This window comes from Streptomyces sp. NPDC004721, assembly GCF_053601495.1.
The window spans coordinates 207851-224319 of record NZ_JBSGBZ010000003.1 but is presented as its reverse complement, the minus strand read 5'-3'; the positions used below and the strand labels follow the sequence as shown (position 1 = coordinate 224319).

Annotated in this window: 16 protein-coding genes; 10 read left to right on the top strand and 6 right to left on the bottom strand. The window is 71.9% G+C overall.

Translation table 11 applies throughout. The features are described from left to right. Positions 1 to 264 precede the first annotated feature (264 nt). The 3 genes from ACWEK3_RS04060 (at position 265) to ACWEK3_RS04050 (ending at position 4176) form a co-directional block, all read left to right on the top strand. Entirely contained in the window at positions 265 to 1890 is a 1626-nt protein-coding gene (locus tag ACWEK3_RS04060; RefSeq protein ID WP_450543915.1) for an ABC-F family ATP-binding cassette domain-containing protein, read from the top strand. 296 nt (positions 1891 to 2186) lie between these two features. After that, positions 2187 to 2963, top strand: a complete 777-nt coding sequence (gene ddaH / locus ACWEK3_RS04055) for a dimethylargininase (protein ID WP_388725540.1) — start codon at positions 2187 to 2189, stop codon at positions 2961 to 2963. Positions 2964 to 3201: 238 nt separating this feature from the next. Continuing rightward, positions 3202 to 4176: an acyl-ACP desaturase gene (locus ACWEK3_RS04050; RefSeq protein ID WP_450546354.1), complete on the top strand. Its 975-nt coding sequence runs from the start codon at positions 3202 to 3204 to the stop codon at positions 4174 to 4176. On the opposite strand, the gene ACWEK3_RS04045 is transcribed toward ACWEK3_RS04050, so the two are convergent. Beyond that, entirely contained in the window at positions 4177 to 4443 is a 267-nt protein-coding gene (locus ACWEK3_RS04045; protein ID WP_172632786.1) for a WhiB family transcriptional regulator, read from the bottom strand. A 413-nt stretch (positions 4444 to 4856) separates the two neighbouring features. Then, entirely contained in the window at positions 4857 to 5066 is a 210-nt protein-coding gene (locus ACWEK3_RS04040) for a hypothetical protein (protein ID WP_453248873.1), read from the bottom strand. Between the two features lie 542 nt (positions 5067 to 5608). Here ACWEK3_RS04040 and ACWEK3_RS04035 point away from each other — a divergent pair. Next, the gene (locus ACWEK3_RS04035; protein WP_450546350.1) at positions 5609 to 6400 is read left to right on the top strand and encodes a VOC family protein; all 792 of its coding nucleotides are present in this window, start codon (positions 5609 to 5611) and stop codon (positions 6398 to 6400) included. Positions 6401 to 6424: 24 nt separating this feature from the next. On the opposite strand, the gene ACWEK3_RS04030 is transcribed toward ACWEK3_RS04035, so the two are convergent. Further along, positions 6425 to 7501, bottom strand: a complete 1077-nt coding sequence (locus ACWEK3_RS04030) for a LacI family DNA-binding transcriptional regulator (RefSeq protein WP_450546349.1) — start codon at positions 7499 to 7501, stop codon at positions 6425 to 6427. 120 nt (positions 7502 to 7621) lie between these two features. After that, a complete protein-coding gene (ligD, locus tag ACWEK3_RS04025; protein WP_453248872.1) occupies positions 7622 to 8647 on the bottom strand; it encodes a non-homologous end-joining DNA ligase in 1026 nt (341 codons plus the stop codon). Between the two features lie 74 nt (positions 8648 to 8721). Between ligD and ACWEK3_RS04020 the strand changes: the two genes are divergently transcribed. Beyond that, positions 8722 to 9792, top strand: a complete 1071-nt coding sequence (locus tag ACWEK3_RS04020; RefSeq protein WP_384433496.1) for an ATP-dependent DNA ligase — start codon at positions 8722 to 8724, stop codon at positions 9790 to 9792. 105 nt (positions 9793 to 9897) lie between these two features. Here ACWEK3_RS04020 and ACWEK3_RS04015 read toward each other — a convergent pair whose 3' ends face one another. Further along, positions 9898 to 11088: a zinc-dependent alcohol dehydrogenase gene (locus tag ACWEK3_RS04015; protein WP_388725551.1), complete on the bottom strand. Its 1191-nt coding sequence runs from the start codon at positions 11086 to 11088 to the stop codon at positions 9898 to 9900. A 260-nt stretch (positions 11089 to 11348) separates the two neighbouring features. Between ACWEK3_RS04015 and ACWEK3_RS04010 the strand changes: the two genes are divergently transcribed. Continuing rightward, positions 11349 to 12296, top strand: coding sequence for a DUF3048 domain-containing protein (locus tag ACWEK3_RS04010; protein WP_453248890.1), 948 nt, complete (start codon positions 11349 to 11351; stop codon positions 12294 to 12296). A gap of 36 nt (positions 12297 to 12332) precedes the next feature. On the opposite strand, the gene ACWEK3_RS04005 is transcribed toward ACWEK3_RS04010, so the two are convergent. Beyond that, on the bottom strand, positions 12333 to 12797 hold the full coding sequence (locus ACWEK3_RS04005) for a MarR family winged helix-turn-helix transcriptional regulator (protein ID WP_450546342.1): 465 nt from the start codon (positions 12795 to 12797) through the stop codon (positions 12333 to 12335). Positions 12798 to 13047: 250 nt separating this feature from the next. On the opposite strand from ACWEK3_RS04005, the gene ACWEK3_RS04000 reads away from it, so the two are divergent. The 4 genes from ACWEK3_RS04000 to pcaH are packed head-to-tail and all read left to right on the top strand — an operon-like array spanning position 13048 to position 16466. After that, positions 13048 to 13830, top strand: coding sequence for a CoA transferase subunit A (locus ACWEK3_RS04000; protein ID WP_453248889.1), 783 nt, complete (start codon positions 13048 to 13050; stop codon positions 13828 to 13830). Next, positions 13830 to 14474, top strand: coding sequence for a CoA transferase subunit B (locus ACWEK3_RS03995; protein ID WP_453248871.1), 645 nt, complete (start codon positions 13830 to 13832; stop codon positions 14472 to 14474). Before ACWEK3_RS04000 ends, ACWEK3_RS03995 begins: the two co-directional genes overlap by 1 nt. Continuing rightward, positions 14471 to 15673 carry a thiolase family protein gene (locus ACWEK3_RS03990; RefSeq protein ID WP_453248870.1) on the top strand — a complete coding sequence of 401 codons (1203 nt, stop codon included), beginning with the start codon at positions 14471 to 14473 and terminating at the stop codon, positions 15671 to 15673. The genes ACWEK3_RS03995 and ACWEK3_RS03990 overlap by 4 nt, the downstream gene beginning before the upstream one ends. A gap of 19 nt (positions 15674 to 15692) precedes the next feature. Further along, positions 15693 to 16466, top strand: a complete 774-nt coding sequence (gene pcaH / locus ACWEK3_RS03985; RefSeq protein WP_453248869.1) for a protocatechuate 3,4-dioxygenase subunit beta — start codon at positions 15693 to 15695, stop codon at positions 16464 to 16466. Positions 16467 to 16469 lie beyond the last annotated feature (3 nt).

Genomic DNA, 16469 nt, shown 5'->3' with positions numbered 1-16469 from the left:
AGGTGTCCCGGCCCCTCCTACCGTTTGCAGCGGTCCTGTTGCCGTCGATTGGAGAAGGACGTTGCTCGTCTGAGGTCCTGAGGCACCGCGTCGCACCGGTCAGGTGTGTGCGTGGCGCGCGACCTCGGCGTCCGAGCCGTCCCGAAGGAAATCCGGCCCAGGGCTTTTCTCATGCCCCGTGACCCCCGTTCCACACGGTGACCTCGCCCCGCGGTGCCTCACACGCGTCTGCCCCTGACCGCACCCAGCAATCGCGAGGCGCGCATGTCCTCATCCATCACCTGTACCTCCCTCTCCTTCGCCTGGCCCGACGGCAGCCCCGTCTTCACCGGCCTCGACGTCGCCTTCGGTCCCGGCAGGACCGGCCTGGTCGGCGTCAACGGCTCGGGAAAGTCCACCCTGTTGAAGCTGATCGCCGGCGAGCTCGAACCGGCCGATGGTGCCGTCCGCGTCACCGGCGAGGTGGGACACCTTCCGCAGAACGTCACACTCGACACCGCGCTGCGGGTCGACGAGGCGCTCGGCATCGCCGCGCAGCGGGCCGCTCTGCACGCCATCGAGGCCGGTGACGTCGCCGAGGAGCACTTCGAGACGGTCGGCGACGACTGGGACGTGGAGGAGCGCGCCCTGGCCACCCTCGGCGAGCTCGGTCTCGGCCGCGTCGACCTGGACCGCACCATCGGCGAGGTCTCGGGCGGCGAGTCGGTGCTGCTGCGGCTGGCCGCGCTGCTGCTGCGCCGGCCGGACGTGCTGCTGCTCGACGAGCCGACCAACAACCTCGACCTGCACGCGCGCCGCCGGCTGTACGCGGCCGTCGAGTCCTGGCCGGGCGTGCTGGTCGTGGTCAGCCACGACCGCGAACTCCTGGAGCTCGTCGACCAGATCGCCGACCTCAACTCCGGCCAGGTCACCTGGTACGGCGGGAACTTCTCGGCGTACGAGGAGGCCCTCGCCCTGGAGCAGGAGGCGGCCGAGCGCATGATGCGCGTCGCCGAGGCGGACCTGCGCAAGCAGCAGCGCGAACTGGCCGACGCCCAGGTCAAGCTGGCCCGGCGCAAGCGGTACGGCCAGAAGATGTGGGACCAGAAGCGCGAGCCGAAGATCGTCATGGGCGCCCGCAAGCGCGCGGCGCAGGAGTCCGCGGGCAAGCACCGCATCATGCACGAGGAGCGGCTCGCCGAGGCCAGGGAACGGTTCGACGAGGCGGCGGAGGCGGTGCGGGACGACGACGAGATCCGCGTCGACCTGCCGTACACGGCCGTACCGCCGGGCCGGACCGTGCTCACCCTGCGGGATCTGGAACTGGCGTACGGCGCGCGCGTCGACAGAGGTCTCGACCTGCGCGGTCCCGAGCGGGTCGCGCTGATCGGGCGCAACGGGGCGGGCAAGACGACGCTGCTGCGCACCGTCGCCGGGGAGCTGCCGCCGGTGTCGGGCGAGGTGACCGCGCATGTGCCGGCGCGGTTCCTGCCGCAGCGGCTGGACATCCTCGACGGCGAGCTGAGCGTCGCCGAGAACGTGGCCCGTCTCGCGCCGGGTGCCACCAACAACCGGATCCGGGCCCAGCTGGCCCGCTTCCTGTTCCGGGGCGCCCGCGCCGACCAGCTCGCGGCGACGCTGTCCGGCGGCGAACGCTTCCGGGCCGCGCTGGCCGCGCTGCTGCTGGCGGAGCCCGCGCCGCAGTTGCTCATGCTCGACGAGCCGACGAACAACCTGGACATGGCGAGCGTGCGCCGGCTGACGACGGCCCTGGAGTCCTACGAGGGCGCCCTGATCGTGGCCAGCCACGACCTGCCGTTCCTGGAGTCCCTCGGCATCACCCGCTGGCTGCTGCTGGAGGAAGGGGAACTACGGGAAACCACCTGGGAATCCGTCGCGGATCCCGCTTAGTGCTGTGGCCGGAAAGGTTTGCCGGGAAGCTCGCGGCGTCCGGTGCGGTGCATCGCAAGGCGGTGCGTCGCCTGCGTACTGGACGTACTCGGGTGATGCGACAACGCGGCGTGGGGTACCCCCGGCCGAAGGCTGGGGGAGTGCCGTGCCGGGCGTCGCGAGCCGGTGAACCTTTCCGGTCCCAGCACTAGCCCCCGGCGGGCTTTTGTCCGGGCGGACGCTTGTCGCATGATGGCGGCCCGGTGCGGTCACGGCCGCGCCGGGAACCGCCCGCGCGCAGACACGAAAGGCCCCTCGTGCCCACCAAGAAGGCCCTCGTCCGCCACCCCGGTCCACGTCTCGCCGAAGGGCTGGTGACCCATGTCGAGCGGGAGGAGGTCGACGTCGAACTGGCGGTGCGGCAATGGGAGGCGTACGTCGAGGCACTGCGCGACCACGGCTGGGAGACGGTCGAGGTCGAACCGGCCGACGACTGCCCCGACGCGGTGTTCGTGGAGGACACCGTCGTCGTGTACCGGAACGTCGCCCTGATCACCCGTCCGGGCGCCCGGTCCCGGCGTGGCGAGACCGCCGGGGTGGAGCAGGCCGTGGCCCGTCTGGGCTGCTCGGTGAACTGGGTCTGGGAGCCGGGCACGCTGGACGGCGGGGACGTGCTGAAGGTCGGCGACACGGTCTACGTCGGCCGCGGCGGGCGCACCAACGCGGCCGGTGTGCAGCAGTTGCGGGCGGTGTTCGAGCCACTCGGGGCGCGGGTCGTGACCGTACCGGTGAGCAAGGTGCTGCATCTGAAGTCGGCGGTGACGGCGCTGCCCGACGGGACGGTCATCGGGCACATCCCGAAGGTGGACACGCCGTCGCTGTACCCGCGTTTCCTGCCGGTGCCGGAGGAGTCCGGCGGCCATGTGGTGCTGCTCGGCGGCGACAGGCTGCTGATGGCGGCGAGCGCGCCGAAGACGGCGGAACTGCTGGGCGACCTCGGCTTCGAGCCGGTCGTGGTGGACATCGGCGAGTTCGAGAAGCTCGAAGGCTGTGTGACGTGCCTCTCGGTACGGTTGCGGGAGTTGTACGCCTGACGAGGCGGGCGGCGCCTGTTCCAGCCCCGGGACCTGCGGTCCTGGAGCGCTTCTGGGCGTCCGTCAACTCCTTTTCGGCACCCTTCTGATCAGCCACCTTTACGGCGAGCTTAACCTACGGATTCGTAACCTACGGTTTCGTAGCCTACGATCCCGTAGGTTCCCGTGCACCGCTCGCCGGGCCGTTCCGTTTCGCCCTGCCCGCCCCCGCTTCCGCGCGCGTCCCCTTGGAGTTTCCGTGACCCTCACCTCTCCTCACCTCGGCAGCCCGTCCGCATGGACCGACGCGCGGCTGCTGTACGCGCTGGAGGAAGTGGTCGAGAAGGAGCTGAACCGGCATCTGACGGTCGCCAAGGACTGGATGCCGCACGAGTACGTGCCCTGGAGCGACGGCCGCAACTTCCCCGGTCTCTTCGAGGACGGCGAGGCCTGGGACAAGGAGCAGTCCAAGGTCACGGAGGTCGGCCGGATCGCCCTGGTGGTCAACCTGCTGACCGAGGACAACCTCCCCAGCTACCACCACGAGATCGCCACCCTGTTCGGCCGGGACGGCGCCTGGGGCACGTGGGTGCACCGCTGGACGGCCGAGGAGGGCCGGCACGGCATCGTGATGCGTGACTACCTGCTCGCCTCGCGCGCGGTCGACCCGGACAAGCTGGAGCAGTTCCGGATGGCGCACATGAGCGAGGGCTTCGAGTCCGACAACCGGCACTCGATGCTGCACTCGGTCGCGTACGTCGCCTTCCAGGAGCTCGCCACCCGTATCTCGCACCGCAACACCGGGCACCAGTCCGGCGATCCGGTCTGCGACCGCATGCTGGCGCGCATCGCGACGGACGAGAACCTGCACATGGTCTTCTACCGCAACCTGCTCAAGGCGGCCTTCGAGATCGCGCCCGACCTGACCATGCAGGCGGTGCGGGACGTGGTGGTCGACTTCCGCATGCCCGGCCACGGCATCCCCGGCTTCGAGCGGGCGGCGGCGCAGATGGCCATCGGCGGCGTATACAACCTGCGCATCCACCACGACGACGTGCTCCAGCCGGTGCTGCGCTTCCTCAAGGTGCTGGAGATCGACGGCCTCGGCCCCGAGGGCGTGCAGGCGCAGGAGGAGCTGGGCCTGTTCATGGGCGGGCTGAACGACGAGGCGACGAAGTTCGACGAGCGGCTCGCCGCGCGGCGGGCGCGGCTGGCGGCGCGGGCCGGCGCCTGATCAGCCGTTCGCGCACGGGGCGGACCGCCCGGTCCGCCCGAGGGCCTGCCGTTCCTTCTCGGACAGGCCGCCCCAGACGCCGAAGCGTTCGTCGTTCGCGAGGGCGTACTCCAGGCAGGCCGAGCGCATCTCGCACATCCCGCAGATGCGCTTCGCCTCACGCACCGAGCTGCCCGGCTCGGGAAAGAAGAAGTCGGCCCCGGTCTGCGCGCACAGGGCCCGGTCCTGCCAGGCGATGCCGGCCGGGGTGGTCGTCTCGAAGTGCATGAACGGGATCGTGCCGGTCGACGCGAAACATTCGATCAACACCGGCTCAACGCGTCCCCCGCAGCCGCCCCACCGCGCCGATGATGACCGCACCCCCACCCGACCCGCACGGCGGCGCGCGGACTGCCCCAAAAACACGAGCGCACTCCACGCGTGACGGAAGGGACGACCACCGGGCCAACCGCCGCTGCCGGGTGACCGCCGTCAGCGGGGCCGACCAGCGCGGCCAAGTGACCGTCGCCAGCGGGGCGACCGCCACGGGCGGGTGACCGCCGTCAGCGGCGCGACCGCAGCGGACGGGTGACCGCCTCGGCGGAGGGCGACCACCGCTGCCAGGCGACCATCGCCAGCGGGTCCACCGCGGCGGGGTGACCGCCGTCAGCAGAGGGACCGCGGCAGCCAGGTGAACACCGTCAGCGGGGTGACCACACCGGGCGGGTGACCGCCTCGGCACGGGGCGACCACCGCTTCCGGGCGACCACCGCCAGCAGGTCCACCCGCCACCGGGCCGACCACCGCGGGCAGTCGAGCTGCATGACCAGGACAACGGCCACGCGCAGGATTGACAGGCACGCTTCCTGGGCGACCGCCGCGCCCGCGACCACCGCAGTCGACCGGGGCAACAGCCCCGAGCCGAGCGGCAACCTCGCCCGCAGGCCCGTCGTCGTCGCCGCGCGCGACAACCACGCCCCAAGCAGCCCACCCTCGCCGTACGGCGGCGCCCAGGGACGACCATCGCGACCCTCGACCAGTCCGGTCACCGTGCCGAGTGGCGGTCCCGAGGGGCGACCGTCGTGACCGGGGTGCCGCAAGGAACCGGGGCGGCGGCCGCGACCGGGTAACCCCGCGACCACCGCAGTCGACCGGGGCAGCAGCTCCGAGCCCGCGCAGCGACGCCGTCCCAGGGCCGGCGGTCGTTGCCTCGCGGCAGCCACAAGGCCCAGGGTGGGCACTCGCCGTGCAGCGGCCCGAGCCCGAGTGGCGACCTCACCCCCAGGTCCGCCGTCGTGCGCAGGACGCGAGGCCGAGTCGTGACCGCGTCCCCGGGCCGGACCTCGCCGTCATGGCGCAGCCCGGCAGGGCGTCGTGTTGCGGCGGCGGTTGTCGGTGGGCGGTGACAGACTCGGCAGTGCAGACAACCGGGCACCTTCGAAGGAGGGCAAGGATGCTCACCACCCGTTTCGTCAACGGCGCTCCTAACTGGATCGACGTCGGCACCCCCGACATCGACGGCGCCGGCTCCTTCTACGGCGCTCTCTTCGGCTGGCGGTTCCAGTCGGCCGGGCCGCAGGCCGGGGGCTACGGCTTCTTCCAGCTCGGCGGCCGGACGGTGGCCGGCGGGATGCAGACCACGCCGGAGCAGGGGCCGCCCTCCTGGACCGTGTACTTCCAGAGCGCCGACGCGGCGGCGACCGCCAAGGCCGCCGAGGAGGCGCACGGCACCGTGCTGGTCCAGCCCATGGACGTGATGGGCGAGGGGCACATGGCGGTCCTCGCCGACAAGGCGGGCGTGCCGTTCGGCATCTGGCAGCCGGGGCGGATCAAAGGCGTGGACATGGCCGGCGAGGCGGGCTCGCTGTGCTGGGTCGAGCTGTACACGGCGGACATCGCCGCGGCGGCAGCGTTCTACAACAAGGTGCTGGGCCTGGAGACCTCCGCGGTGCCCTTCCCCGGCGGCACCTACACGTGCGTGAACCCCGCCGAGGGCGGCGAGGACGCCATGTTCGGCGGCATCGTGGCCCTCGCCGACGACCCGACCGAGGCGAAGACGGGCGCGTACTGGCTGCCGTACTTCGAGGTCCCGGACACGGACGCGGCCGTGGCCAGGGCCGAGGAGCTGGGCGGCACGGTCCGGGTGCCCGCGACCGACGTCACGGGCGTCGGCCGTATCGCCAGGCTCGCCGACCCCTACGGCGCCCGCTTCGCGGTGATCAGGAGCACCCCGCCGCAGACGTGAGGCCACCCCGGCGGCCCGGCGGGCTCACGCGGACGCGCGCCGTACGAGGGTGGTCGGCAGGATGACGCTGCGCGGCGCGCCGCCCACCCCGGCCTCGGCGCCCCGTCCGTCGAGGCCGCGCAGCAGGAGGCGGGCCATCAACCGGCCCATCTCCTCGATGTCCTGACGCACGGTCGTCAGCGGCGGCTCGGTCTGCTCGGCCACCGGCAGCATGTCGTCGAAGCCGACCACGGCGACGTCGTCGGGGACCCGCAGCCCGCGCTCGCGCAGCACGCGCAGGGCACCGGAGGCGGTGAGGTCGTTCGCGGCGAACACCGCGTCCAGGTCGGGGCAACGGTCGAGGAGTTCGCGCATGGCGCGCTCGCCGCCGGCCGGGGTGAAGTCGCTCTCCACGATCAGCCGGGGGTCGGCGTCGACCATCACGTCCCGGAAGCCGTCGAGCCGGTCCACCGCCGAGGTCTGGTCGAGGGCGCCGGTGATGTGCCCGATCCTGGTCCGGCCGAGGCCGACCAGATGTCGTACGGCCTCCCGCGCCCCGCCCCGGTTGTCGCTGTCGACGTAGACGACCGCGGGGTTTCCGGCCGTCCGCGCGGGGTCCGCGGCGCCGGGGGCGGTGTCGTCGCTCCAGCCGGGCCGTCCGCCGAACACGGTCGGCACCCCGGCGCGCCTGATCAGCCCCGGCAGCGGGTCGTCGAGGTGGAGCGAGAACACGAGCGCGCCGTCGACGTGACCGCCGGCGAGGTAGCGCCCGACCCTGGCGTGGTCGTCGCGCCCCTCCGTGAGCAGCAGCACGAGCTGCGAGTCGTGGGCCGTCAGCTCCTTGCTGATGCCCCGCAGTTGCAGTGCGAAGAAGGGGTCGGCGAAGACCCTGGTCTCCGGTTCGGCGACGACGACGGCGACGGCGTCGTGCCGCTTGGTCACCAGGCTGCGGGCGGCCTGGTTCGGCACGTACCCGAGTTCCTCCACGGCCCGCCGCACCCGTTCGGCCAGCGGCTCCCTCACCCCGTCGCCGCCGTTCACCACCCGGGACACGGTGGCCCGCGACACCCCCGCACGCGCGGCCACGGCCTCCAACGTGGGACGCGACGCTGTCTCGGTCACTTCTGCGCTCCTCACCGGCGTTTGCGGATCAGGATAGCCGCGCCCGGGCCCCGTCGTGAGAGCGCTCTCAACCCGAAGAGCACCTCCCACCAGGGGTGCCCGCGCACTCAGCCCGCGCCCTCAGTCCGCGGCCGGGCCCTCCTTCTTCGCCCGGCTCGGCTGGACCCGCTTCGGCTCGCCCGGCATCTTCGGGTACTCGGGCGGGTAGGGCAGATCGCCGAGGCCGTGGTCGCGTTCGTCCTGGGAGGCCAGTTCCAGCAGCGCCTCCAGGGAGAAGGCGTGGTCGTCCATGTCGGCGTGCACGTCGCCGACTTCGGCGAACCGGGACGGCATGGTGGCCACGTCGAAGTCCTGAGGCCGGGCGGTGCCGACCTCCTCCCAGCGCAGGGGCGCCGAGACGGGGGCGTGGGGGCGGGGGCGCACGGAGTAGGCGGAGGCGATGGTGCGGTCGCGGGCCGTCTGGTTGTAGTCCAGGAAGATGCGGGCGCCGCGCTCCTCCTTCCACCACTTGATCGTCACGTGCTCGGGCATCCGGCGTTCCATCTCCCGGCCCACGGCGATCGCGGCGCGCCGTACCTGGGTGAAGGTCCAGCGCGGCTGGATCGGCACGAACACGTGCAGGCCGCGGCCGCCGGAGGTCTTGGGCCAGCCGCGCAGGCCCCCGAACTCCTCCAGTACGGACCGCAGTTCGTGGGCGGCGCGCACGGCGTCGGTGAAGTCGGTGCCGGGCTGGGGGTCGAGGTCGATGCGCAGCTCGTCGGGGTGGTCGACGTCGTCGCGGCGTACCGGCCAGGGGTGGAAGGTGAGCGTGCCGTACTGGGCGGCCCACACCACGGCGGCCTCCTCGGTGGGGCACATCTCGTCGGCGCTGCGACCGCTGGGGAAGGTGATGTGGGCGGTGGGAATCCACGCGGGCATGCCCTTGGGCGCCCGCTTCTGGAAGAACCACTCGCCGGTGATGCCGTCCGGGTAGCGCTCCAGGGTCGTGGGGCGGTCGCGCAGGGCGCGCAGGATGCCGGGGGCGACGGCCTGGTAGTACCGGGCGATGTCCAGCTTGGTGAACCCGCGCTCAGGAAAGAAGACCTTGTCCGGGCTGGACAGCCGTACGGTCCGCCCGCCCACCTCCAGTTCCACCGCATCGCCCATGCGAGCCACGGTAGGGGCAGCTCGCTGACCTCGCACACCGGGCGAGCACGCGCGCGGGCGCGCAGAATCTAGCCATGGACCTGCCGGTGATGCCCCCCGTGAAGCCGATGCTCGCCAAGTCGGTGGCGAGGATCCCGCCGGACATGCAGTACGAGGCGAAGTGGGACGGGTTCCGGGCGATCGTGTTCCGCGACGGCGCGGAGGTCGAGCTCGGCAGCCGTACGGGAAAGCCACTGACCAGGTACTTTCCCGAGCTGGTCGAGGCGCTCAAGGCGCGGCTGCCCGAGCGGTGCGTGCTGGACGGGGAGATCGTGATCGCGCGGGAGGGCCGACTGGACTTCGACGCGCTGACCGAGCGGATCCACCCGGCCGACTCCCGCGTGCGGATGCTGGCCGAGCGGACCCCGTCGTCCTTCGTGGCCTTCGACCTGCTCGCCCTGGACGGCGAATCCCTGCTGGACGTGCCACTGTCCGACCGGCGCGCGCTGCTGGTCCGGGCGCTGGCCGGGGTCACCGCTCCGGTGCACGTGGCACCCGCCACGACCGACATCGAGGTGGCCCGGCGCTGGTTCGAGCAGTACGAGGGCGCCGGCCTGGACGGTGTCGTCGCCAAGCCGCTGGGGCTGCGCTATCTCCAGGACGAGCGGGCCATGTTCAAGGTCAAGCACGAGCGCACGGCGGACGTGGTGGTCGCCGGGTACCGCCACCACAAGAGCGGCCCCGTCGTCGGCTCCCTGCTGCTCGGCCTGTACGACGACCGGGGCACCCTGCAACACGTCGGCGTGTCCGCCGCGTTCCCGATGAAGCGGCGCGCCGAGCTGATCGAGGAGCTGGAGCCGCTGCGCATGGACGACGTCACCGGGCACCCGTGGGCGGCCTGGTCGGACGAGGCGGCCCACGAAGCGGCCCGGCTGCCCGGCGCGCCCAGCCGCTGGTCGGGGAAGAAGGACCTGTCCTGGGTGCCGCTGCGGCCGGAACGGGTGGCCGAGGTCGCCTACGACCACATGGAGAACGGGGCGCGGTTCCGGCACACGGCCCGCTTCCGCCGCTGGCGTCCGGACCGCGCGCCGGAGAGCTGCACCTACGCCCAGTTGGAGGAGCCGGTCCGCTACGACCTGGCGGAGGTCTTCGGCTCCCACCCCTGAGCCCTCCGGCTCCGCGCCCGTGCGCGGCGGGCCCATGCGCGGCGGGACGCGGCGGCCCGGACGCGGGCCGCCCGCGCTCACGGCCGCATGACGACCTTGACGGACTCACGGCCGCATGACGACCTTGACGGCCCCTTCCTGCTTGCGCTGGAACATCTCGTACGCGTGCGGGGCGTCCGACAGCGGCAGCCGGTGCGTGGCGAAGTCGTCGACGCCGAGCGGGTCCTCGTCCGTCAGATAGGGCATGATCTCGTCGGTCCAGCGGCGGACGTTGGCCTGGCCCATGCGCATCTGGATCTGCTTGTCGAAGAGCGTGATCATCGGCATGGGGTCGGCCGTGCCGCCGTAGATGCCGCTCAGGGAGAGCGTGCCGCCACGGCGCACCAGTTCGATGGCGGCGTGCAGGGCGGCGAGCCGGTCCACGCTGAAGCGTTCCGCGAGCGGTGCGCTCAGCGCGTGCGGCAGCACCGCGGCGGCCTGCTGGACGAGACGGGCGGCGGCGCTGCCGTGCGCCTCGGTGCCGACCGCGTCGATCACGGCGTCGGGCCCACGTCCCTGTGTCTCGTCGCGGATCGCCGCGACCAGTTCCTTCTCGTGGTCGAAGCCGCGCAGATCGTATGTCTCCACGCCCCGCCGGCGCGCCCGGACCAGCCGTTCCGGGACCAGGTCCACGCCGAACACCCGCTCGGCGCCGCGCGCCTTGGCGATCCGGCACGCCATGTCGCCGATGGGGCCGAGACCGAGTACGGCCACGCTCCCGCCGCGCGGCACGTCGGCGTAGGCGACCGCCTGCCAGGCGGTCGGCAGCACGTCCGAGAGGTAGAGGAACCGGTCGTCGGGCGGGCCCTCGGGGAGCTTGATCGGGCCGAACTGGGCCTGCGGGACGCGCAGGTACTCGGCCTGGGCGCCCGGCACGGCGCCGTACAGGCGGGTGTAGCCGAACAGGGCGGCGCCCATGCCCTCGCTGGTGACCTGGGTGGTCTCGCACTGGGTCGTCAGGCCCGCGGAGCACATGAAGCAGTGGCCGCAGGAGATCTGGAACGGTACGACCACCCGGTCGCCGGGCTTGAGGTTCGGCACCTCGGCGCCGACCTCCTCCACGATGCCCATGGGTTCGTGCCCGAGGATGTCGCCCGGTGTCATGAACGGCGTGAGCACCTCGTAGAGGTGCAGATCGGAGCCGCACAGGCCGGTCGAGGTGATCCGGATGACGGCGTCCGTCGGCTCCTGGATCTTCGGGTCGGGGACCTCGTCCACCCGAACGTCGCGCTTACCCTGCCACGTCACTGCCTTCATCGCGGCGCGCTCCCTCCGTGGTTCTGCCTCTCCTGTGCCGCGCCCGGGTACCCGGGGCCCGCCCCTCCGAACCGCCGGCCGGCTCATTGGGCCGATCGGCCCACCGGGCGCGCTCGATCAGAACCGAACGGGTATGGCCACCGATGAGCGGATAAATACACAGTCAAAGACAGAGGCACGGAGACGGGGGCTGAACGGTGGACTTGGGACGAAGCACGCGCGTGCGCTACTCCGCCTCGGCGGTGGCGCTGCTGGCCGCCATGGCGACGGCCACCCCGGCGACGGGCTGCACGGCGCGGCACGGCACCGTCGAGGACGGGCGGAACGGAAAGGGAGAGACCCCGAGGACGGTGCGGGAGCTGCCGCAGACCCCGGCACCGAGTCCGGAGCACGCCGGCCCCGTCCTCGCCGTCAAGATCGACAACGTGGAAGCAGCCCGCCCCCAGACCGGGCTGAACGCCGCCGACATCGTGTACGCGGAGCAGGTCGAGGGCGGGCTGAGCCGACTGATGGCGGTCTACGCCACCCGGCTGCCCCCGGTCGTCGGGCCGGTGCGCAGCGCGCGCGAGTCCGACCTCGAACTGCTGCGCCAGTTCGACCGTCCCAGGCTCGCCTTCTCCGGCGCCCAGAAGAAACTGCTGCCGCTGATCGACGCCGCCCCGCTGTCCCCCAGAACACCCGACAACAAGCCCGACGCGTACTTCCGGGGCACCGCCAAGCCGGCCCCGCACAACCTCTTCCTGCGCCCCGGCAAACTCCTGGACTCGGCCCCGGGAGCGGACGCGCTGACCACCGGCTTCCGCTACGGACCGGCACCCGCGGGCGGCCGCGCCGAGACCTCGCGCACGGTCCGCTACCCGGCGGCCCGGTTCACCTTCACCTGGTCCACGCAACGGCACGGCTGGGAGGTGGCGATGGACGGCCGCCAGACCGTCACGACCGACGGGCAGCAGGTGGTGCCCACGACGGTCGTGGTGCAGCACGTGAGGGTACGCAAGTCGGATCTGCACGACGTGCTCGGCAACTACACCCCGTACACCGAGACCGTCGGCTCGGGGAAGGCGGAGGTACTGCGCGACGGGCGGGTGTACGACGCCACCTGGAAGCGCCCGAGCGCGGCGGACGGCACGCGGTTCACTGCCGCCGACGGCACGAACGTGAACTTCGCCCGGGGTCAGGTCTGGGTGGTCTTCACCCCGGACCGGTGACGTGCGGGCGGTGACCGGCGACGGCGGCGGACGCGATCAGGGCTGTGCGGCGAGGGGTTCCACCGGGTGGCGCAGCCCCTCGGCCGCGTCCGCGACCCGCCGGATGAGGTCGAAGAAGAGGGCCTGCTCGTCGGCGCTGAGCGGCCCCAGGAAGACCTGGTTCATCCGGGCCGTGCGCACGGTGAGCTTCCGGTGGGTACGCTCCCCCTCCCCGGTCAGCCGCAGCAGGAAGCGGCGGCCGTCCTGCGGGTCACGCACCTTGTCGAGCAGCCCGCGACGGCCGAGGCGGCTGATCACCTCCGCGATGGTGGACCGGTCGAGGCCCACCCGCTCCCCCACCGTGCGCTGGTCGAGCCCCGGCTCGGCGACGAGCACGTTCAGGACCGCGAACTGCGGCGAGGTGATCTCCTCGGAGACCATCGTGTTCCACAGCAGGTAGTGCGCCTGCTGCAACCGCCGGGCCAGATGCCCGGGGTGGGTCGAGAGGTCCACCGCGCCCATGTGCGCTCCTCGCGTCGGTCTGTCGTGTCGTCCGTGGCGTTCTGTAGGTGCACTGAACGATACCGCCGACGAGCCACCCGTCCACCACAGGTTTCCCGACGCCTCGGCCGTCCTCCTCATCCTGGTCATCCTGGTCAAGACGGTATTGACTGCGCACGCCCCAAGTGGCAGCGTGAGGGAACCCACGAAATAGTCAGTGCGCTGACTATCTGCGGTTGCTGAATGCTCGGCAGAGATGAGGCTTGATTCGATGGACAAGGTGGTCGCCACGGCCGTGGGGGCGGTGGCCGACGTATCGGACGGCGCGTCGCTCGCGGTCGGCGGTTTCGGGCTGAGCGGTGTGCCGAACGTGCTCATCCAGGCGCTGCACGAGCGCGGGGTGGGCGGGTTGTCGGTGGTGTCCAACAACTGCGGCGCGATGGAGTCGGGTCTGGCGGTGCTGCTGGCGGCGGGCCGGATCGGGCGGGTGACGGGCTCCTACATCGGGGCGAACAAGGAGTTCGCGCGGCAGTATCTGGCCGGTGAGCTGGAGGTGGAGATGATCCCGCAGGGCACGCTGGCCGAGCGGCTGCGGGCCGGCGGCGCCGGGATCCCCGCCTTCTACACCCCGGCCGGGGTCGGCACGCAGGTCGCCGAGGGCGGACTGCCCTGGCGTTACGACGGACAGGGCGGTGTGGCTTTGGCGTCGCCGCCGAAGGAAGTCCGCGAGTTCGACGGCACCGAGTACGTGCTGGAGCAGGGGATCCGGACCGACTTCGCGCTGGTGCGGGCGGCGAAGGGCGACCGGCACGGGAACCTGGTGTTCAACAAGTCCTCCCGGAACTTCAACCCGCTCGCGGCCATGGCCGGCAAGGTCACCATCGCCGAAGTGGAAGAACTGGTCGAGCCGGGTGAGATCGATCCGGACGCGGTGCACCTGCCGGGCATCTTCGTCCAGCGGGTAGTCGCCCTCACGCCGGAGCAGGCGGCGGACAAGAAGATCGAACAGCGCACGATGTCGGCGCCTTCGGCACGAGGAACGGTGAGCAGCTGATGGCCTGGACGCGTGAGGAGATGGCCGCCCGTGCCGCGCGGGAGCTGCGGGACGGCCAGTACGTCAACCTGGGCATCGGTCTGCCCACCCTGATCCCGAACTACCTGCCGGCGGGTGTGGAGGTGATCCTGGAGTCGGAGAACGGCATCCTGGGCACCGGCCCCTACCCCACCGAGGGCGCCGTCGACCCCGATCTGATCAACGCGGGCAAGGAGACCGTCACGGTCCTGCCCGGCGCCTCCTTCTTCGACTCGGCGCTGTCGTTCTCGATGATCCGCGGCGGGCACATCGACGTCGCCGTGCTGGGCGCCATGCAGGTCTCCGCCGGCGGTGACCTGGCCAACTGGGCCATCCCGGGCAAGATGATCACCGGGATCGGCGGGGCGATGGACCTCGTCCACGGCGCCCGCACAGTGACCGTGGTGATGACCCACACCGCCAAGGACGGCTCCCCGAAGATCCTCGAACAGTGCGCGCTGCCCCTGACCGGCAAGGCGTGCGTGAACCGGATCATCACCGACCTCGGCGTCCTGGACGTCACCGACGACGGACTCGTCCTGGTCGAGACCGCGCCCGGCGTCGGCGTCGGCGAGGTCACCGCCAAGACCGACGCCAAGCTGACCGTCGAAAAGGACCTGCTGTGAAGACCGTCTACCTCGTCGACGCGGTCCGCAGCCCGATCGGCCGCTACAGCGGCGCACTGGCGAGCGTCCGCCCGGACGACCTGGCCGCCCACGCGATCCGTGAACTCCTGGCTCGCGCACCCCACTTGGACCCGGTCCGGATCGAGGACGTCTACTTCGGCAACGCCAACGGTGCCGGCGAGGAGAACCGCAACGTGGGCCGGATGGCCGCGCTGCTGGCGGGCCTGCCGACCTCGGTGCCCGGGGTGACCGTCAACCGGCTGTGCGCCTCCGGCCTGGAGGCGGTGATCCAGGCCGCCCGCGCCATCGCGGTCGGCGACGCCTCGATCGCCGTGGCCGGCGGTGTGGAGTCCATGACCCGCGCCCCCTACGTACTGCCCAAGCCGGACCGGGCCTTCCCCGCCGGGCACGCCGAGATGTACTCGACCACCCTGGGCTGGCGCATGGTCAACCCCCGGATGGAACCGCAGTGGACCGTCCCACTCGGCGAGTCGGCCGAACTCATCGCCGAGAAGCACAAGATCAGCCGCGAGCAGCAGGACGAGTTCGCACTGCGCAGCCATCAGAAGGCCGCCGCCGCGCAGGAACAGGGCCTGTTCGACGCCGAGTTGGCGCCGGTCGCCATTCCGCAGCGCAAGGGCGACCCGCTGGTCCTCGCCGCCGACGAGTCCGTACGCCCGGACGCGTCCCTGGCGGCCATGGCGAAGCTCAAACCGTCGTTCCGCACCGAGAACGGTACGGTGACCGCGGGCAACGCCTCCCCGCTGAACGACGGCGCCGCCGCCCTGCTCCTCACCGACGAGGAGGGCCTGAAGGCCACCGGCCGCGAGCCGCTGGCCCGGGTCTCCGCCAGCGGTGTGAGCGCCACCGACCCGCACTACTTCGGACTCGCCCCCGTCGAAGCCGTCAACCGGGCCCTGGCCAAGGCCGGGAAGAGCTTCGCCGACCTCGACACCCTCGAACTCAACGAGGCCTTCGCCGCCCAGGTCCTCGGATGCGTCGCAGAGTGGCCCGAGTTCGACCCGGCCATCCTCAACCCCCAGGGCGGCGCCATCGCCCTCGGCCATCCGCTCGGCGCCTCCGGCGCCCGGCTCGCCGGCACCGTCGCCCACCAACTCGCCGGCAAGGGCGGAAGAGTCGGCGTCGCCACCCTCTGCATCGGCGTCGGCCAGGGCCTCGCCCTCGTCCTCGAACGCTAAGGAAGCGCTAGGAATCCCCATGGCTCTCACTCAGCACGACATCGACCAGGAGATCGCGGCCGAGTACGCCGCGTACGAGAAGCGCGTCGCCGGCGGCTCCCCGGTCGGGCACCATCCGCGCCGCGACTACGCGCCCTACCGCTCCTCGGTGCTGCGCCACCCCAAGCAGCCGCTGGTCGCCATCGACGCCGCCAAGGACCCGGAGCTGGTCGAACTGTCCTCGCCCGCGTTCGGCGAGCGGGACATCACCGGGATCGACAACGACCTCACCCGGCAGCACACGGGGGAGCCGATCGGCGAGCGGATCACCGTCTCCGGGCGGCTGCTCGACCGCGACGGGCGACCCGTGCGCGGCCAGCTCGTCGAGATCTGGCAGGCCAACTCCGCGGGCCGCTACGCCCACCAGTGCGAGCAGCACGACGCCCCGCTGGACCCCAACTTCACCGGCGTCGGCCGCACGCTGACCGACACGGAGGGCTTCTACCGGTTCACCACGATCCAGCCGGGCCCCTACCCGTGGCGCAACCACGTCAACGCCTGGCGTCCGGCGCACATCCACTTCTCGGTCTTCGGCACGGCGTTCACGCAGCGGCTCGTGACGCAGATGTACTTCCCGAACGACCCCCTGTTCGCGTACGACCCGATCCTCCAGTCCGTGACGGACGACGCGGCCCGGCAGCGACTGGTCGCCACCTACGACCACAGCCTGTCGGTGCCGGAGTTCTCGCTCGGCTACCACTGGGACATCGTGCTGGACGGCCCGCACGCCACCTGGATCGAAGAAGGACGCTGACCT